At 57.1% G+C, this 15,616-nt stretch carries 14 protein-coding genes and 1 tRNA gene; 12 read left to right on the top strand and 3 right to left on the bottom strand.

Annotated features, from left to right (window positions below):
* The first annotated feature begins 29 nt into the window (after positions 1 to 29).
* The 12 genes from IPI58_01105 to IPI58_01160 all read left to right on the top strand — a co-directional run bounded on the left by IPI58_01105 (position 30) and on the right by IPI58_01160 (position 13,139).
* Positions 30 to 539 carry a DotD/TraH family lipoprotein gene (locus IPI58_01105; GenBank protein ID QQR69314.1) on the top strand — a complete coding sequence of 170 codons (510 nt, stop codon included), beginning with the start codon at positions 30 to 32 and terminating at the stop codon, positions 537 to 539.
* Positions 514 to 1,362 (top strand): type IV secretory system conjugative DNA transfer family protein, encoded by an 849-nt coding sequence (locus tag IPI58_01110; GenBank protein QQR69315.1) that lies wholly within the window; start codon positions 514 to 516, stop codon positions 1,360 to 1,362. The genes IPI58_01105 and IPI58_01110 overlap by 26 nt, the downstream gene beginning before the upstream one ends.
* Positions 1,341 to 2,567, top strand: a complete 1,227-nt coding sequence (gene tadA / locus IPI58_01115) for a Flp pilus assembly complex ATPase component TadA (GenBank protein QQR69316.1) — start codon at positions 1,341 to 1,343, stop codon at positions 2,565 to 2,567. Before IPI58_01110 ends, tadA begins: the two co-directional genes overlap by 22 nt.
* A 108-nt stretch (positions 2,568 to 2,675) precedes the next feature.
* The gene (locus IPI58_01120) at positions 2,676 to 2,966 is read left to right on the top strand and encodes a type IV secretion protein IcmT (protein ID QQR69317.1); all 291 of its coding nucleotides are present in this window, start codon (positions 2,676 to 2,678) and stop codon (positions 2,964 to 2,966) included.
* On the top strand, positions 2,963 to 4,171 hold the full coding sequence (locus tag IPI58_01125; protein QQR69318.1) for a phosphoglycerate kinase: 1,209 nt from the start codon (positions 2,963 to 2,965) through the stop codon (positions 4,169 to 4,171). Before IPI58_01120 ends, IPI58_01125 begins: the two co-directional genes overlap by 4 nt.
* A 374-nt stretch (positions 4,172 to 4,545) precedes the next feature.
* Positions 4,546 to 6,351 carry an alpha/beta fold hydrolase gene (locus IPI58_01130; protein QQR69319.1) on the top strand — a complete coding sequence of 602 codons (1,806 nt, stop codon included), beginning with the start codon at positions 4,546 to 4,548 and terminating at the stop codon, positions 6,349 to 6,351.
* Between the two features lie 15 nt (positions 6,352 to 6,366).
* Positions 6,367 to 7,791, top strand: a complete 1,425-nt coding sequence (locus IPI58_01135) for a bifunctional enoyl-CoA hydratase/phosphate acetyltransferase (protein QQR69320.1) — start codon at positions 6,367 to 6,369, stop codon at positions 7,789 to 7,791.
* Between the two features lie 3 nt (positions 7,792 to 7,794).
* Positions 7,795 to 8,367 (top strand): DUF2628 domain-containing protein, encoded by a 573-nt coding sequence (locus IPI58_01140; protein ID QQR69321.1) that lies wholly within the window; start codon positions 7,795 to 7,797, stop codon positions 8,365 to 8,367.
* Positions 8,368 to 8,396: 29 nt separating this feature from the next.
* Complete coding sequence (locus IPI58_01145) at positions 8,397 to 9,596, top strand: acetate/propionate family kinase (protein QQR69322.1); 1,200 nt, start codon at positions 8,397 to 8,399, stop codon at positions 9,594 to 9,596.
* Between the two features lie 38 nt (positions 9,597 to 9,634).
* On the top strand, positions 9,635 to 10,513 hold the full coding sequence (locus IPI58_01150; GenBank protein QQR69323.1) for a 3-hydroxybutyryl-CoA dehydrogenase: 879 nt from the start codon (positions 9,635 to 9,637) through the stop codon (positions 10,511 to 10,513).
* A 161-nt stretch (positions 10,514 to 10,674) separates the two neighbouring features.
* Positions 10,675 to 11,445, top strand: coding sequence for a hypothetical protein (locus tag IPI58_01155; GenBank protein QQR69324.1), 771 nt, complete (start codon positions 10,675 to 10,677; stop codon positions 11,443 to 11,445).
* 296 nt (positions 11,446 to 11,741) lie between these two features.
* Positions 11,742 to 13,139 carry a nitronate monooxygenase gene (locus IPI58_01160; GenBank protein ID QQR69325.1) on the top strand — a complete coding sequence of 466 codons (1,398 nt, stop codon included), beginning with the start codon at positions 11,742 to 11,744 and terminating at the stop codon, positions 13,137 to 13,139.
* Positions 13,140 to 13,152: 13 nt separating this feature from the next.
* Here the strand turns inward: IPI58_01160 and IPI58_01165 are convergent, their stop codons facing one another.
* The 3 genes from IPI58_01165 to IPI58_01175 all read right to left on the bottom strand — a co-directional run bounded on the left by IPI58_01165 (position 13,153) and on the right by IPI58_01175 (position 15,284).
* Positions 13,153 to 14,421, bottom strand: a complete 1,269-nt coding sequence (locus tag IPI58_01165; GenBank protein QQR69326.1) for an impB/mucB/samB family protein — start codon at positions 14,419 to 14,421, stop codon at positions 13,153 to 13,155.
* Positions 14,422 to 14,537: 116 nt separating this feature from the next.
* Positions 14,538 to 14,612: transfer RNA gene (locus IPI58_01170), tRNA-Gly, on the bottom strand.
* Between the two features lie 84 nt (positions 14,613 to 14,696).
* Complete coding sequence (locus IPI58_01175; protein ID QQR69327.1) at positions 14,697 to 15,284, bottom strand: DJ-1/PfpI family protein; 588 nt, start codon at positions 15,282 to 15,284, stop codon at positions 14,697 to 14,699.
* Between the last annotated feature and the right edge of the window lie 332 nt (positions 15,285 to 15,616).

The following is a 15,616-nucleotide window of genomic DNA, read 5'->3' on the forward strand; positions in this document are numbered from 1 at the left end:
GAGGCTGCTGTCTAGTCATGAGTGTATCAATGCCCTCCACGATCCTGTCGGCAAGCCGACGTTCTCTAGTGCTTTTCGGAGCTTTGCTGGCTGTGGTCGGTTGCGCCGAAGATGCAAGGCCAGTCGTGCCGCTTGTGTCACCTACCGATCCTGTGACTTTGCGTTTGGCTAAGGCTGCCGAGCGCGCCGCCAATGCGCTGGATAACATCTCGCGTATTGATCAGGTGCGCACGCCGATGCCGCCGCCGCCTAATTTCGTCGGCGTGCCGCAGCAGATGTTGCAACCGGTCACTCTGACTTGGACCGGTCCTGTCGAGCAGGTGGCCCAGCAATTGGCTGAGAAGGCGGGTTATACCTTTGATAAGACGGGTGCGCCTCCGCCCGTGCCCATCACCGTGGCTCTTGACGTATTCGAGCGTCCTATAATTCAAGTGCTGCAGGACATCGGTCTGCAGATTGGCCGTCGGGCCGAGATGGTTGTCGATGGTCAGACACGTCGTGTGGAGATTCGGTATGCACCGGTTGAAGGCCTTTTGTAACGCCCTCTTGATAGGGGCCTTTCTGGCCTGGGTTGGCGGCTTGTCTGTCGCCAAGGCAGAAGATGTCGTGCGTGAGCCGGCACCGCCGCCGCCGCCTTTGGTGGAATTGCAGGCCAAGGAATTCAGCCAAAGATCGGATTTGGTTCCGACCAGTGGCTTGCAGATCCGTGGTGAGGCCATCCGTGAGGCTGCTTTATCTTACGGGGCTCGCGGTGGTTTGGCGTGGCGGACATTCGAGATTCAGCGTCGCTTGGCCGAGCATGAGTCCACATTGGTGCGGACATATGATTTTAAGCGTCTGTTGATCTCTGCTCCTTCGGGATTGCTGATCGAGCCGCCCGTGATTTCCGAGGCCGAGCGTGCCGTGATTGTGGGGAGCGGTGGGCAGGATGCCGCCGTGGCTGATCGAGTCTATCGTATTGGCCGCACGGCACGCATTGTGACGGCCGGGCGCGATTGGCGTCATTACCTGGAACGCGATTGGGGCGTGGTGGAGCCACCGCCCGAGGTGTTGTTCCCTCGCGATGAGATCGAGCGTATCCGTTGGCAGGAATGGGTGGCTAAGGGCTGGGAGGAAGGAGTCCGTCAGGCCGATGACATCTTCCAGGCCGATTTGGATCGTCTGACGGCGGATTTTGTTGGCATGGTGCGCTATCGCCAACTGTTGGCACAAGGTATCGTGACGCCGACTTACGCGGCGCAGAATGACCGTGGCGTCACTGGCGGCGGTAGGGAGCTGCGCATCGGTGATCGTGCTGTCAAGATCACATCGAATCCTCAACTGACAGCGCATAGCGAACAATGGACACCGGCTCAGCGCTAATTCCTGGTGCCGGTGGTGCGCCGCCTGCTCCCGCGCCTCTCAAGGGCACGGCTAGTCTTGTCGGTACATGGCCTGAAGAGCCTTTGCGCTTTCGCGAAGAAAATATCGATGATCTGCTTTTGTGGAGCTATCTGCAAAAGGCGTCGGATGTCACCATCCAGACCGATCAACCAATCTGGCTAGAAATCAACGGCATCGTCTATCCGGTGACGCAGCGGCGCTTGGATTCGGCCGATCTCGCGGCGGTCGTTACGCGCATCTATGGCGCGGATGCTTTGGCTAAGCTGGCCGCGGGACGTGATTTGGATTTATCCTATGAGGTCCGTCCCGAACGCAACACGCATATCCGCTTTCGTGTCAACATCACTGCTATTCTCAGCCGTGGGCGCGATTCTATTCAGCTGACTTTGCGCATTTTGCCCAATATCCCGCCCAGTATGGCCGAGCTTGGAATTGAAAGTGAGATTATTGACAAATGGGCCCCGCGCCAGGGGTTGGTTCTCGTGACAGGCCCTACCGGTAGCGGTAAAACGACATTGCTGGCCGCTGGGTGCCGTATGCTGATCGAGCGTCCGCAAGGCTGCGGCAAGTTGCTGACCTACGAAGCACCGATCGAATACGTCTATGACGCCGTTGTGGGTGAGCATAGCGTTGTTGCGCAAAGTGAGATTCCTCGCCATTTGCCTGATTTCGCCGCAGGTGTGCGCAATGCTCTGCGGCGCAAGCCAAATATTATTCTGGTGGGTGAAGCGCGTGATCGTGAGACAGTGTCGGCGGCCATTGAGGCCGCACAAACTGGTCATTGCGTCTACACCACGGTTCATACAATCGGCGTAGCGGCGACGATCCGCCGTATGGTCAGCGTGTTCGAACCGGAAGAGCGGGTTGAGCGTTCCTTTGCCATGATGGAAACCTTGCGTCTGGTGGTTACTCAGGCGTTGGTTCCTCGCAAAGATGGTAAAGGTCGTGTGGGTGTGCGGGAATATATGGGCTTTGACGAAGACTCGCGCGAACATTTGCTGTCAACGCCTTTGGAAAAATGGACCTTTGAGATTCAACGCTTGTTACCTGAACGTGGACGTAGCATGCAGCAATCGGCCAATTTTCTTTTTAATGATGGCGTGATCGATCGACGTCAGTATCTGTTACTCTCTAAGGGATTTGTTCCTGGCGAGGACACTGCTACGGGCAAGGACATTGTCTAATGTAAACTTTCTTGTGATGTGGGGGCGCGTGTTGCATTTCGTACGAAAAACATTAAATTTTGTCGATTAAACTGATGCCACACGCATGAAAGGGGAGGGGAATCCTGGATGGAAGAACATTGGCGAAACGCAATGAAGCCCATGAGGTTCCTGTTTCTGGATGTCCGTGTAGCGCTTTTTGTGTTCATTTGTTTGGTTCATTTTCGAACGTATACCGTTGTTTTAACTGTATTTATGATCCTTTTCTTTTGGATTCTTGAATGGCGCGGCTTGACCTTTAATGCGTCATTGCGGTCGATCCGGCTTTGGATAGCCGGTAATTATCGACCGGCTGTGCGCCAGACGGGGCGTCAGTATTGGGTGGATTATGGTGCCGGGCAACCTCCGGGGCATCAATGAAGAAAAAGCGGTTTCAAACTCTGGATGACTACGATGTCTTCCGGAAAGTGGTGCTGGTGCGCGCGGATCTGAACGTGCCGATGCAAAACGGCGTGATCACCGACATGACGCGCATTGAGCGTTTTGCTCCGACATTGTACGAGCTATCTAGTAAAGGCGCGAAGGTGGTCATCCTATCCCATTTCGGGCGGCCTAAGAATGGACGAGATGAATCTCAATCTCTTGGGCCTGTGGGCAACGCTTTGGAAGGCGTTCTGGGGCAGCCCGTTGGCTTTGTTGTAGATTGCATTGGTCCTACGGTCCTTCATGCCATATCGGACATGACTCCCGGTCAGATTTTGTTGCTAGAGAACACCCGTTTCTATCCCGAAGAAGAGCAGAACGATCCAACATTCGCGGCGCAATTGGCGGCCTTGGGGCAGTTGTATGTCAATGATGCCTTTTCGGCGGCGCATCGTGCCCATGCGTCCACCGAAGGTCTTGCCCATCACTTGCCGACCATGGCGGGGCGTTTGATGCAGGCCGAGCTTGAGGCTCTCGAAAAGACCTTGGGTGAGGCACAGCATCCTGTGATGGCGATCTGCGGTGGATCGAAGATATCCACCAAACTGGCTTTGCTGAACAATTTGGTAAGCCGGGTCGATATTCTTGTACTTGGGGGCGGCATGGCCAATACGTTCCTGGCCGCGAATGGGGTGAATATCGGACGCTCGCTGTGCGAGCACGACATGCTCGGCCAAGCTCGCGAGATACAAAAGAGGGCCAAAGAGGTTGGCTGCCAGATTTATCTGCCCGGCGATGCCGTGGTGGCCGAAAAGCTAGAAGCAGGACAAAAGGTGCAGACGGTTCCTATCAACGCCATTCCGGCGGACCAGATGGTGTTGGATATTGGTCCTGGCAGTATCAAGGCGATTATGAAGGCATTGGATGACTGCCCGACTTTGTTATGGAATGGTCCATTGGGTGCTTTTGAGGTATCTCCATTCGATACAGCCACGACATCTATAGCCAAGAACGTTGCCGAACGGACCAAGACGAAGAAATTGCTGAGTGTGGCTGGTGGTGGTGACACAGTGGCAGCTTTGGCGAAGGCGGGTGTTGCCAAGAACGCACTGACCTATGTCTCTACTGCTGGTGGTGCTTTTTTGGAATGGCTTGAAGGTAAGGAACTTCCAGGGGTTGCTGCTCTATTTCTCAACCGGTAGCTTAGCAGCTGGCGTATAAATCGCCATGAACATGCAGCCAGTGCTGATCTGGATGTCTGAGATCATGCTGACATATGCGTGGCCTCTATCCAGGCAGGAGTTCTGACGATACTCGAATATGCCACCAAGCCTCCTATTCTGCTTTCGAGATATCTGCCTTGATGCCAGTCAACCATTCTGTATGTGTGAACTTGAAGATTTTTTAAGCTTTCTGACGTATGAATAACCAAGCGTGTTAACCATATCCCAAGAATCGGATGCCGGCGCGTCTGCAGGTGTTCGACCGATTGGGTCATTCTAAGATAGGCGGTGTTGGCATGACTAAGGCGAAAACTGGGCGCATATCCAAGTCCCAACGGTTGTCGCGCAAGGCGATGGCGAAATCTTCCAAGACGACTGCATCGCAAAAGACCAATCTCTTGGCCTTGCCGCCTCCGCCCGCCGTGCATGAGGATGATCTGGCCTGGCTGGACCATCTGGAGTGCGTGGGGTTGGCCCTAGCTTCGGAATCGAGCGAGGCGATGCCAACGGTCGCTCAATGGGCGGCATGGCAGGATTGGCTGGCGCATTTGGCGACCCGTCCGGCCAAGCAGGCCCGTTTGGTGATGAAGGCTCTGCGCGACTCGGCGCAGATGGCCTATTACGCCTCGAACAGCTTGGCTTGTCCGAATATGCCGACCCCCATTGCTCCGTCCAAGGAAGATCGCCGCTTTGACGATGCGTCATGGAAGGTCTGGCCGTTTAATCTGTTCGCGCAAAGTTTCCTGATGGTGGAAGACTGGTGGGATGCGGCGACCACCGATGTTCGCGGCGTGTCCAAGCGCGACGAGGAGCAAGTCAATTTCATGACGCGGCAGATTCTGGACCGCTTCGCCCCATCCAACTTCCCGGCCACCAATCCCGAAGTGATCCATAAGACCACGCAGCGCGGCGGCATGAATATGGTGGAAGGTTGGCGCAACATGAATGACGATGTCATTCGCCACTTCCGCCGCGAAAAGCCGCAAGGCGCGGATGATTTCCGTCCCGGCCATGAACTGGCGACGACGCCGGGCAAGGTGGTGCTGCGCAATCAGTTGATGGAGCTGATTCAATACAGCCCCTCGACACCCAAGGTGCAGGCCGAGCCGGTGTTGATCGTCCCCGCCTGGATCATGAAATACTACATCTTGGACCTGACGGCGCAAAACTCGTTGGTCAAATATCTGGTGGATCAGGGACATACCGTCTTTATCATCTCGTGGCATAACCCCGATGCGCGCGACCGCGATATGGGGATGGAAGACTACCGGCGCATGGGCGTCATGGCGGCTTTGAACGCTGTCTCGGCCATCGTGCCGGGGCAAAAGGTCCACATGGCCGGATATTGCTTGGGCGGCACCATCTCGGCCATCTCGGCTGCGACTATGGCGCGCGATGGCGATGATCGTCTGGCCAGTTTGACCTTGTTGGCGGCGCAAACCGACTTCACCGAAGCAGGCGAGTTGATGCTGTTCATTAATGAGTCGGAGCTGGCGCGTCTAGAAGACGAAATGAGCGTGCGCGGTTATCTGGACTCGCGCTATATGGCAGGAGCCTTTCAATTGCTGCGCTCGAACGACCTGATCTGGTCGCGCATCGTGCGGCAATACATGCTGGGCGAAACCTCTCGGTTGAACGATCTGATGGCTTGGAACGCCGATGCGACACGCATGCCCGCGCGCATGCATGGCGAATATCTGCGCGCCTTGTTCCTGGAAAACAAGTTGTTCAACGGCCATTATCAATCGGATGGCCGCCCGGTGGCGCTAAGCGATATTCGTGCGCCGATCTTCGCCGTTGGCACCACGAAAGACCATGTGTCGCCCTGGCGGTCAGTGTTCAAGATCCATATCCCCACCGACACCGAAGTCACCTTTGTCCTGACCAATGGCGGCCACAACGCCGGCGTGGTCAGCGAGCCTGGCCATGGCGGGCGCGTCTATCAGATCCTGGCGCGTCAGGATCAGGATCGCTATATGGACCCCGACACATGGCTGAAAGTCGCCCCGCGCAAGGAAGGGTCCTGGTGGGTGGATTGGAGTGCCTGGATGAAATCCAAAGGCCAGGGCAAGCAAGTTGCCCCGCCACCCATGGGTGCGCCAGCCAAGGGGTATAAGCCCCTGTGCAATGCCCCCGGAACCTATGTCCTAGAACGATAAGCGAGGCACAAACCCATGACCGATCTGATTGAAAACCGCACCTATGACGAAATCCAGGTTGGCGACTCGGCCAGCGTCGTCCGCGTTCTGTCGCGGCAGGACATCGAGCTGTTCGCCATCATGTCGGGCGACGTGAACCCCGCGCATCTGGACGACGAATATGCCAAAGACAGCATGTTTCATGGCATTATCGCCCATGGCATGTGGGGCGGCGCGTTGATCTCGACGGTGCTGGGCACCAAGATGCCGGGGCCGGGAACCATCTATCTGGGCCAGGATTTGTCTTTTCGTCGTCCGGTTTCTGTGGATGATACGATCACCGTGACCGTGACGGCCAAGGAAAAGCAGGACGACAAGAAGATCGTTATCTTCGATTGCAAGGCCACCAATCAAGACGGCAAGGATGTCATATTGGGCGTGGCTAAGGTGATCGCGCCCAGCGAGAAAATCAGTCGTCCACGCGTGGTGCTGCCTGAAGTGCAGGTGATGCGCCACGAACGGCACAATGCTTTATTGGCGCGGTGCCAATTCTTGGACCCCGTGAAGACGGCGGTGGTGCATCCATGCGATGTATCCTCGCTGACAGGCGCGATTGAGGCCGCATCAAAGGGATTGATCGAACCCATCTTGGTGGGGCCCGAGGATAAGATCCGCGCAGTGGCCGCCGCCCAAAAGCTGGATATCGGCTCGTATCGCATTGTCTCGGTCGAGCATAGCCATGCGGCTGCCGAGGTGGCGGTGGCGTTGGCCAAGAACGGCGAAGTGAACGCCTTGATGAAAGGCAGTCTGCACACGGACGAGCTGATGGGCGCGGTGGTCAAGCGCGAGAACGGTTTGCGTACCGATCGCCGCATCAGCCACGTCTTTGTCATGGACGTGCCCACCTATACCTGGCCGCTGTTGATCACGGACGCTGCGATCAATGTGACGCCGGGCCTGGAAGAAAAGAAGGACATCTGCCAAAACGCTATCGACTTGGCCCATTATCTGGGAATCGAGAATCCCAAGGTGGCCATTCTGGCAGCGGTGGAAACGGTGAACCCGGCCATGCCTTCGACCATCGACGCGGCGGCGCTGTGCAAAATGGCCGATCGTGGACAGATCACCGGCGGCACTTTGGATGGACCTTTGGCCTTTGATAACGCCATCAGCGTGGAAGCTGCCAGGACCAAGGGTATTGTCTCTCCCGTCGCGGGTCATGCCCAGATTCTGCTGGTGCCTACCTTGGAGGCGGGCAACATGGTCGCCAAGCAGCTTAGCTATCTGGCCGAGGCCGACGGCGCGGGCATCGTGCTGGGCGCGCGCGTGCCGATCATCCTGACTAGCCGTGCCGATGGTGTGCGGTCGCGTCTCGACTCATGCGCCATCGCCTTGCTGACCGCGCACGGCCAGCGGGCAAAATTGGAAGCCAAGCGCGAACAGCAGCTGAAAAAGGGCTAAGCGATGAGCGCCGAGCAGCGGTTCAAGGAGTTCATATCCGGGCCGCAGCTCGACGCCTTCATCGGCAAGAAGGTGGATTACTACCGGTGCAGGTGGTGGGTCATGCTTAAAAAAGCCGGCTCCGTCCAGGGCCTGATGTTCAGGCCAAGCTGGAATTGGTCGGCGGTCTTTGCAGGGCCCATCTGGTTCATTTACCGGAAAATGTATGCCCTGACGGCGGCGGTGATCCTTTCGTTTGTCGTGGCGCAAACCCTTGAGGAACTGATGGGGATGGCTTTTCCCGTTCTTCAATGCGCCGTCTTGGTGGCGATGGGCGTGTTGGCGAATGGCTTATATGCCTGGCATGCGGCGAAAAAAATGGAGCTTGTCATCGCCCAAGACGGAGCCTTGACCGATGCGGGTTTGCATCGTTTGGGGGGGACGAGCCTGTTGGCGGCGTTCCTACTCTCGCTTGCTTTGACGGCGCTTGTCGCGTGGGGCGTTGCCGAGGCGCTTTCCAAGTTTCAGACCATGTCGGTCCCGGGGATGTCTGTCCCAGGAATGCCCGATCTTCTTACGGGTCAAATGATCAAATGATGTCCCGCCGCTAACGACAGGAGTCAGCCGTGTCTCATCCGTCTATTCTGGTCATCAATGCCGGTTCTTCCAGCATCAAATTCACGCTCTTCGAGAAAACCGCAAAGGGCGACCTGCCCCTGATCGGCAAGGGCGCGATCGAGGGCATCAACGCGGATGTCTGCACCTTCGTGGGCAAGGACGCCAAAGGCACGGTCTTGTTGGAGCAAAGCTGGAACGAGAAGCGCGACCATGCCGCTTCTTTGTCCTTTCTGCTGCCTTGGATCGAAAAAACTTTCGAGGGCTACGAGATGGTCGCCGCCGGGCATCGCGTGGTGCATGGCGGGACGCAATATGCCGAGCCGGTCAAGATCACCCCGCAGGTGATCGAATATCTGGAAGGGCTGATCCCCCTGGCTCCCTTGCACGAGCCGCACAATCTGGCCGCCATCAAGGCGGTGGCGCAGATGCATCCGAGCTTGCCGCAGGTCGCGTGCTTTGATACCGCCTTCCACCATACGCATATGCCTCTGGCCGACCGTTTCGGCCTGCCGCGCGCCTTGCATGACGAAGGCGTGCATCGCTATGGGTTCCATGGCTTGTCTTATGAGTTCGTCTCGCGCAGCTTGCCCGCCGTTTCGCCGCGTTTGGCTCAAGGCAAGGTGGTGGTGGCGCATCTGGGCAACGGCTCCAGCATGTGCGCCATGGATCAGGGGCGCAGCATCGACAGCACCATGGGCTTTACCGCCGTCGAGGGTCTGATGATGGGCACGCGCACCGGTTCGCTGGATCCTGGCGTGGTGCTGTATCTGTTGCAGAACAAGAAAATGGACGCCAAGGCCATCGAGACTTTGCTGTACAAGCAAAGCGGCCTTTTGGGCGTGTCGGGCATCAGCAGCGATATGCGCACCTTGCTGGAAAGCAAAGACCCACGCGCCGCCGAGGCGATCGACCTGTTTACGTTCTTCATCAACCGCCATATGGGCGCGTTGATGGCGGTTTTGGGCGGCCTGGACGGTCTGGCCTTTACGGCGGGCATCGGTGAGCGCGGCACGTTTATCCGCGCCAAGGTGGCCTCCTTGATCGCGCCATGGACCGGCCTAAAGCTGGATGTGGCCGCCAATGAGGAAGCCTCGCGCAGCGGCCAGCCCACGCGCATCTCGGCTCCCGACAGCCGTTTGGAATGCTGGGTGATCCCGACCAACGAAGAACTGATGATCGCCCGCCATACGGTTGGTATTCTGAAATAGGCCCTGGCCTGCAACACACGAAAGAGGAGAAAAGCGTCATGACGGAGATTCAAACCTTGGGTGTGATCGGCGCCGGACAAATGGGCAGCGGCATCGCGCATGTCGCGGCCGTGGCGGGGTTGAACGTCGTGCTGACCGACGTGTCGCCCGATGTGTTGGCCAAGGCCATGGCAGGACTGGACAAAGCCATGGAAAAGGCGGTGGCCAAGGGCAAATTGACGGCCGAGGCCAAGGCGGCGGCTCTGGCGCGCATCAAGACCGGCACGGATACCGCCTTGCACGGCGCGGCCGATATGGTGGTCGAGGCCGCGACGGAGAACGAGGAGCTGAAGAAAAAGATCTTCGCCGGTTTAACGCCGCATCTGTCACCCAAAGCGATCGTGGCCACCAATACATCCTCTATCTCCATCACCCGCTTGGCGACGGCGACAGATCGCCCCGAGCGTTTCATCGGCCTGCATTTCATGAATCCCGTGCCGATGATGCAGCTGGTGGAAATCATTCGTGGCCTGGCCACCAACGAGGAAACGTTCCAAGCCGCGCAGTCCCTGGTGCAGAAACTGGGCAAGACCAGCGCCAACGCCCAGGACTATCCCGCCTTTATCGTCAACCGCATCCTGCTGCCGATGATCAACGAGGCCGTTTATGCCTTGTGCGAAGGGGTGGGCGACGTGGCCTCGATTGACGCCGCGCTGAAATTGGGCGCCAATCAGCCCATGGGACCGCTGGAGCTGGCCGATTTTATCGGCCTGGATACCTGCCTTGCCATCATGCGCGTTCTGCATCAGGGCTTGGGCGACAGCAAATACCGTCCTTGTCCGCTGCTGGTCAAATATGTGGATGCCGGATGGCTGGGCCGCAAGTCAGGGCGCGGATTCTATGACTATAGTGGTGAGAAACCAGTTCCTGCCAAGTAACGCCTTATCTCGTGCGCATCCCTGCCCTGAATAGGACAGGGATGCGTGTGCCGAACACGCCAAGGCTGTCAGAAATGCAACGCCGGAAGAAATGGACACATCAAATTCTGTCAAGTAATTTATGGGCTTGGAATCATCTCCGGTCACTCTAGAGGTACGATGTGTGCGCTGAAACCGCCCCCCCCCCCGCTCTTTGGGTATTGGTGCCTCAATCTGGCCTTGAATCAGGCATAGCCATCGGGCCGATTCTGTGGGTGGTGGCGATTATAGCCGTCTTGGCCGCTGCCGTTTCGGCGGGGTCGGACTCATTCAATGGCGATACCTCCATTGTCAAAGCTAAGGCTCAAGCAACGGCCATTCTTGCTCAGGCCAATGCAGTGAAACTCGGCGTGGATAGGGTTTTGGGGCGTGGTTGCTCGAATATGGAAATCAGCTTTGAAAACCCTATTGTCAGCGGCTATGCAAACGGGAACGCACCATCGGATAAATCTTGCCATGTCTTTGATATCAATGGCGGAGGTATCTCCTGGGTGGCCCCGCCAGCCAATACTTCAGGATATGCCGAAGGGTATTTCTACACGGCTAATTATAATTTAACAGGAAAGGAGCCAGAAGGTGGTGGGAACCAACCAAATCAAGATTTAGTAATGTTTCTGATCAATATACCTGCGAATGTTTGTGCTGAGATTAACAGAATTCTTTCTTCTAATTCATCGATTCCAACAACAGCAAGTTATTGGAATAACATGACCAGTTTTGTTGGAACAAGAAAATTTGGTCAAAATTTCTATTGGGTAGGATACGGCGGTTCTAGCGGACATCCATCCTCAGGCTGTTTACTATCACCTACAGTTGAATACGGCCCGAATCTCGCAGGAGCTTACACTGAAACAAATCAATACATTTTTTATAATGTGTTGATTAGCAACTAGTCTTACGGATACTCCTGTTCCGAATGGCTAAATTAGAGGCTGTCATTTGACTTCTGTGCATTCACAGGCCGATGGATGGATGGCGGGGTCGGCTATTTTCAGGCACGCTGCAGCCGGTTTATGGTGATGCGACCGAACAACTCGCCCGTTGCGGTGCGGATTCAGTATGGACGAAGATTAAGGAGGGGCGTTTGCGCTGGAATTCACCGTCTTAAGCCTTCCTTCTAGCTTGCCCCGGCTTTTTCCTGTAAAGATTTTGGCAGACAGAACGAAACAGGGATGAGGGGGAAGCCCAGGTGATATCATTGAGGCCGCTGCGCTTGTCAGGTGCCGAGGTCTTGCCGCTGGTTGAAGGCGGCAAAGGCATCTCTGTGTCCAATGGGGAAAGCTCGGGCGCATGGGCGGCGGCTGGGGGCGTGGGGACGTTCTCGGGCGTCAATGCCGACAGCTTTGACGAACAGGGCGGCCTGATTCCTCAAATATACAACGGACGCACCCGCGCCGAGCGGCATGAGGAGCTGTTGGCCTTTTCCGTCAAAGGCGCTTTGGCCCAGGCCACGCGCGCTTGGGAATTGGCCAATGGCCGGGGCCGTATCCATATGAACATCCTGTGGGAAATGGGCGGTGCCGAGCGCATCTTGCGCCAGGTTTTGGATAATGCGCGCGGCATGATCCACGGCGTGACCTGCGGTGCGGGCATGCCGTATCGCGTGGCGGAAATCTGCGCTCAACATGGCGTGTTCTATTATCCCATCGTGTCCTCGGCTCGGGCTTTTCGCGCCTTATGGCTGCGCGCCTATCACAAGTTCCAGGACCTTTTGGGCGCGGTGGTTTATGAAGACCCCTGGCGCGCGGGCGGGCATAACGGCCTATCCAACAGCGAAAACCCCGAATTGCCCGAAGACCCCTTGCCGCGCGTGCGCGCCTTGCGGGCTATGATGCGCGAATTCGGTCTGGGAGAGACGCCGATCATCATGGCCGGCGGCGTGTGGTGTTTGCGCGAATGGGAAGAATGGCTTGATAATCCCGAATTGGGGCCGGTCGCTTTTCAGTTCGGCACACGCCCCTTGCTGACGCGCGAAAGCCCGATCTCGGACGCTTGGAAGCAACGCTTGCTGACCTTGAAGGAAGGCGATGTCTATCTGAATCACTTCTCACCCACGGGGTTCTATTCCTCGGCGGTGCGCAACGAGTTTTTGAAAGACCTGCAGCAGCGTTCCGAACGTCAGATCGCCTATACGCTGGAATCCGTGGGCGCGCATGATTGCGAGTTCAGCACCGGCGCGCGCAGCCATCCCGTGTTTGTGACGCGCCCTGATAGGGCCCGCGCGGATGCTTGGATTGGTCAAGGCTTTACCCGCGCCATGCGTACACCGGACAGCACCTTGATCTTCGTGACGCCCACTCAGGCGCAGCAGATTATGGGCGATCAAACGGCATGTATGGGGTGCCTATCGGCCTGCCATTTCTCGAACTGGTCGCAAGCCGAGTCCGGCACCACGGGCCGCAAACCCGATCCCCGCTCGTTCTGTATCCAAAAGACGTTGCAGAACATCTCTCATGGCGGCGATGTCGAGAACCAATTGATGTTCGCCGGTCACAACGCCTATCGCTTTGGCAGCGATCCTTTCTACTCGAACGGCTTCGTTCCCACAGTCGGGCAGTTGGTGGAAAGGATACAGACGGGGGATTAGGTTTCCTCCGGTCTTACTCCCAAAATTCCGCCTGATCCGGAATGCGGGTAAAGGCGATTTTGGTGCCTTCATAGGCGGGGTGGCGCAAACTGGGGCCGAGAGTCACGGTGTCCTGGCCAAAGCGGCGATTCAGTTGGTCCATGATCTGCGACAAACGCTCGGCGCGCCGGCGGCGCAAGCATACCGGGTCGATATCGGCCAATAGGTCGGGAATCGCGTGGTTGGCCGGTTGCAACCCCAACAGCACCACGCTGACTTTGCGCAGCGGGGAATGGCCGAAATGGCCGGACATGGCTTGCCACATATCTTCCAAGGCTTGCAGAAAAGTCAGATTGTCGGCGGCGTTGTGGGTGGCGGCCTCGGCGCGCCAGCGTCTGCCATCGACAAGCCGCGCGCCCATGTGCAGAAACGATGCGCGATAGCCCAGGCGGCGTAGGCGACCTGCGGCCTTGACGGTCAGGCGACGGGCCACCAGTCGCGCGATCTCCATCGGTCTCTCGGGCGGCCCCAGCACGCGGCTGTGGCTGATGCTGCCCCGTGCGCCGCCGGGGCCGTGGCGCAGATCGTAGCCGTGCAGGGCATACCAAAAATCGCGCCCCACCGCGCTGCCCCATAGGCTGTGCAAGGTCAGTGCCGATGCCGTCCAAAGCTGAGCCATGGTTTCGATTCCTGCCTGGTTCAGCCGATCATGCATGCGCCGTCCGATTCCGGGCAGGTCGTTCAATCTCAGTTCCAGCAGGCGGCCGGGCAGGTCGCCCGGATGCAACGTCACAAGACCATCGGGCTTTTCGATCTCAGTGCCGACCTTGGCCAGAAAGACATTCGATGCGATGCCAATGGAAGCCCGGATGCACGGTCCCAGATTTTCGCGTAAGCCGTTCTTGATGTGATGCGCAATCCGCACAGCCTGATCCGGCGCGCGTTCAGGCCCCAGCAGGGCACAGGCCATTTCGTCAATCGAGGCCACATGATCCACCGGAATATGCCGGTTTACTTCTTCGACTATGCGGTGATGATAAGCGACATAGATTTGGTGCCGTGCGGGACGCAAGATCACGCCCGGACACAGACGCTTAGCTTCCCACACGGGTGTGCCCGTTTTGATGCCATAGGCCTTGGCTTCGTAACTGGCGGCAATGACGCAGGTGCTGTCGGTAGGGGCGGGGATCACGATCACCGGTCGGCCGCGCAGACGGGAATCCTCTTGCTGCTCGACGCTGGCAAAATAGCTGTTCAAATCCAGAAACAGCCACCGCAATTCCTCGGGCCGATCCATGTCCATCCATGCCCTCCTTCTTATAGAGAAGAACAATACAGGAACATATCCGATGAGTCGAGGAATATTGGCCAAAAAAAACGGCCCGTAGCATTTAAGCCCGGGCCGGTTGTTTGTCGAAATGGAGCGGGCGAAGGGATTCGAACCCTCGACCCCAACCTTGGCAAGGTTGTGCTCTACCCCTGAGCTACGCCCGCATCCAAAGCGACGGTCTCTCTTCTAACCCATGGTCGGGTCAGGGTCAACATCTGTTCATTCACATGCGATGAAGTTTTTTTGTCTTAGGCCGCTTCACTGATGGGCAGTTCCTGGGGCGTGGTGGCGATGTCGGTGAACAACGCCAATGTGGCATCCACCCAGGCGTCTACCTGCGCGCCATTGCCGCTGAGCACGGCGCCATCCTGGCAGATATCCTCGGCCACGATCACAATGCCAGACTCCTGCAGCGGGGCATGTTGGGTTTCCGGCGCGCTCAGGCGTAAGCCGCGCGCCTGGCTAAGGCCTGCAAAAAGATGCGTGGCTTCACCCACCACGGAAATCGGTTTGCCCGCATCGATAAAATGGCCCAGAAAGCGGCGTGTGTGCGGGGTTTGCATCAGACGAGCGATGCTGCGCGTGCCGCCCGGGATCAACAGCATATCAAAATCCGAACCCAAGGTTTCGCTGAGCAGCAGATCTACGGCAAAACAGTGGCCCCATGTGATGCCATGCCAACCATTCACCAAGCCTTGCTCGGGCGAGACCGTTCGTGCCCGTGCGCCCGCGCGCACCAGGGCGCGTTGGATTCCCGTCAGTTGACGTTCGTCAAATCCATTGGCCAATAAAATGGCGATGCGCTGGCTTGCCAGCGGCTCTTGCATGGTCGTCATGACTGTCCTCGCTCTGAGTGTGATGAGATGAAAGGTGCAGAACGCCGCGGCAACACAATGCGGTACATCAACAACATAAGATGGCAGATAAAGCCACCTACGCAGCTAAGAACCGCCTCTTTAGATCGAGACTGTCGAAAAGCAACGGAACGATAAAGCCACCATGTGCATGTCTGCATCCTTTCATCTAACAATTTTGTCAGGACTATGGCAAGGCAAGACAACGGTTTCATCATTTTTTGCGACATTTTTTCAAGATCAGATGGCTAAAATGCAACGCATATTAACGATGATAAGAATCGAGTCTGAGATGAATCTGCACACGATACTGA

Source organism: Alphaproteobacteria bacterium, assembly GCA_016699305.1.
GTDB lineage: Bacteria > Pseudomonadota > Alphaproteobacteria.

Bases quoted from the DNA above. Each gene is read 5' to 3' on its own strand.
- IPI58_01125 (QQR69318.1), top strand. From the start codon at position 2,963: ATGAAGAAAAAGCGGTTTCAAACTCTGGATGACTACGATGTCTTCCGG.
- IPI58_01135 (QQR69320.1), top strand. From the start codon at position 6,367: ATGACCGATCTGATTGAAAACCGCACCTATGACGAAATCCAGGTTGGC.
- IPI58_01175 (QQR69327.1), bottom strand. From the start codon at position 15,284: ATGACGACCATGCAAGAGCCGCTGGCAAGCCAGCGCATCGCCATTTTA.
- IPI58_01105 (QQR69314.1), top strand. From the start codon at position 30: ATGCCCTCCACGATCCTGTCGGCAAGCCGACGTTCTCTAGTGCTTTTC.
- IPI58_01130 (QQR69319.1), top strand. From the start codon at position 4,546: ATGGCGAAATCTTCCAAGACGACTGCATCGCAAAAGACCAATCTCTTG.
- IPI58_01150 (QQR69323.1), top strand. From the start codon at position 9,635: ATGACGGAGATTCAAACCTTGGGTGTGATCGGCGCCGGACAAATGGGC.
- IPI58_01165 (QQR69326.1), bottom strand. From the start codon at position 14,421: ATGGACATGGATCGGCCCGAGGAATTGCGGTGGCTGTTTCTGGATTTG.
- IPI58_01110 (QQR69315.1), top strand. From the start codon at position 514: ATGCACCGGTTGAAGGCCTTTTGTAACGCCCTCTTGATAGGGGCCTTT.
- IPI58_01120 (QQR69317.1), top strand. From the start codon at position 2,676: ATGGAAGAACATTGGCGAAACGCAATGAAGCCCATGAGGTTCCTGTTT.
- tadA (QQR69316.1), top strand. From the start codon at position 1,341: ATGGACACCGGCTCAGCGCTAATTCCTGGTGCCGGTGGTGCGCCGCCT.
- IPI58_01140 (QQR69321.1), top strand. From the start codon at position 7,795: ATGAGCGCCGAGCAGCGGTTCAAGGAGTTCATATCCGGGCCGCAGCTC.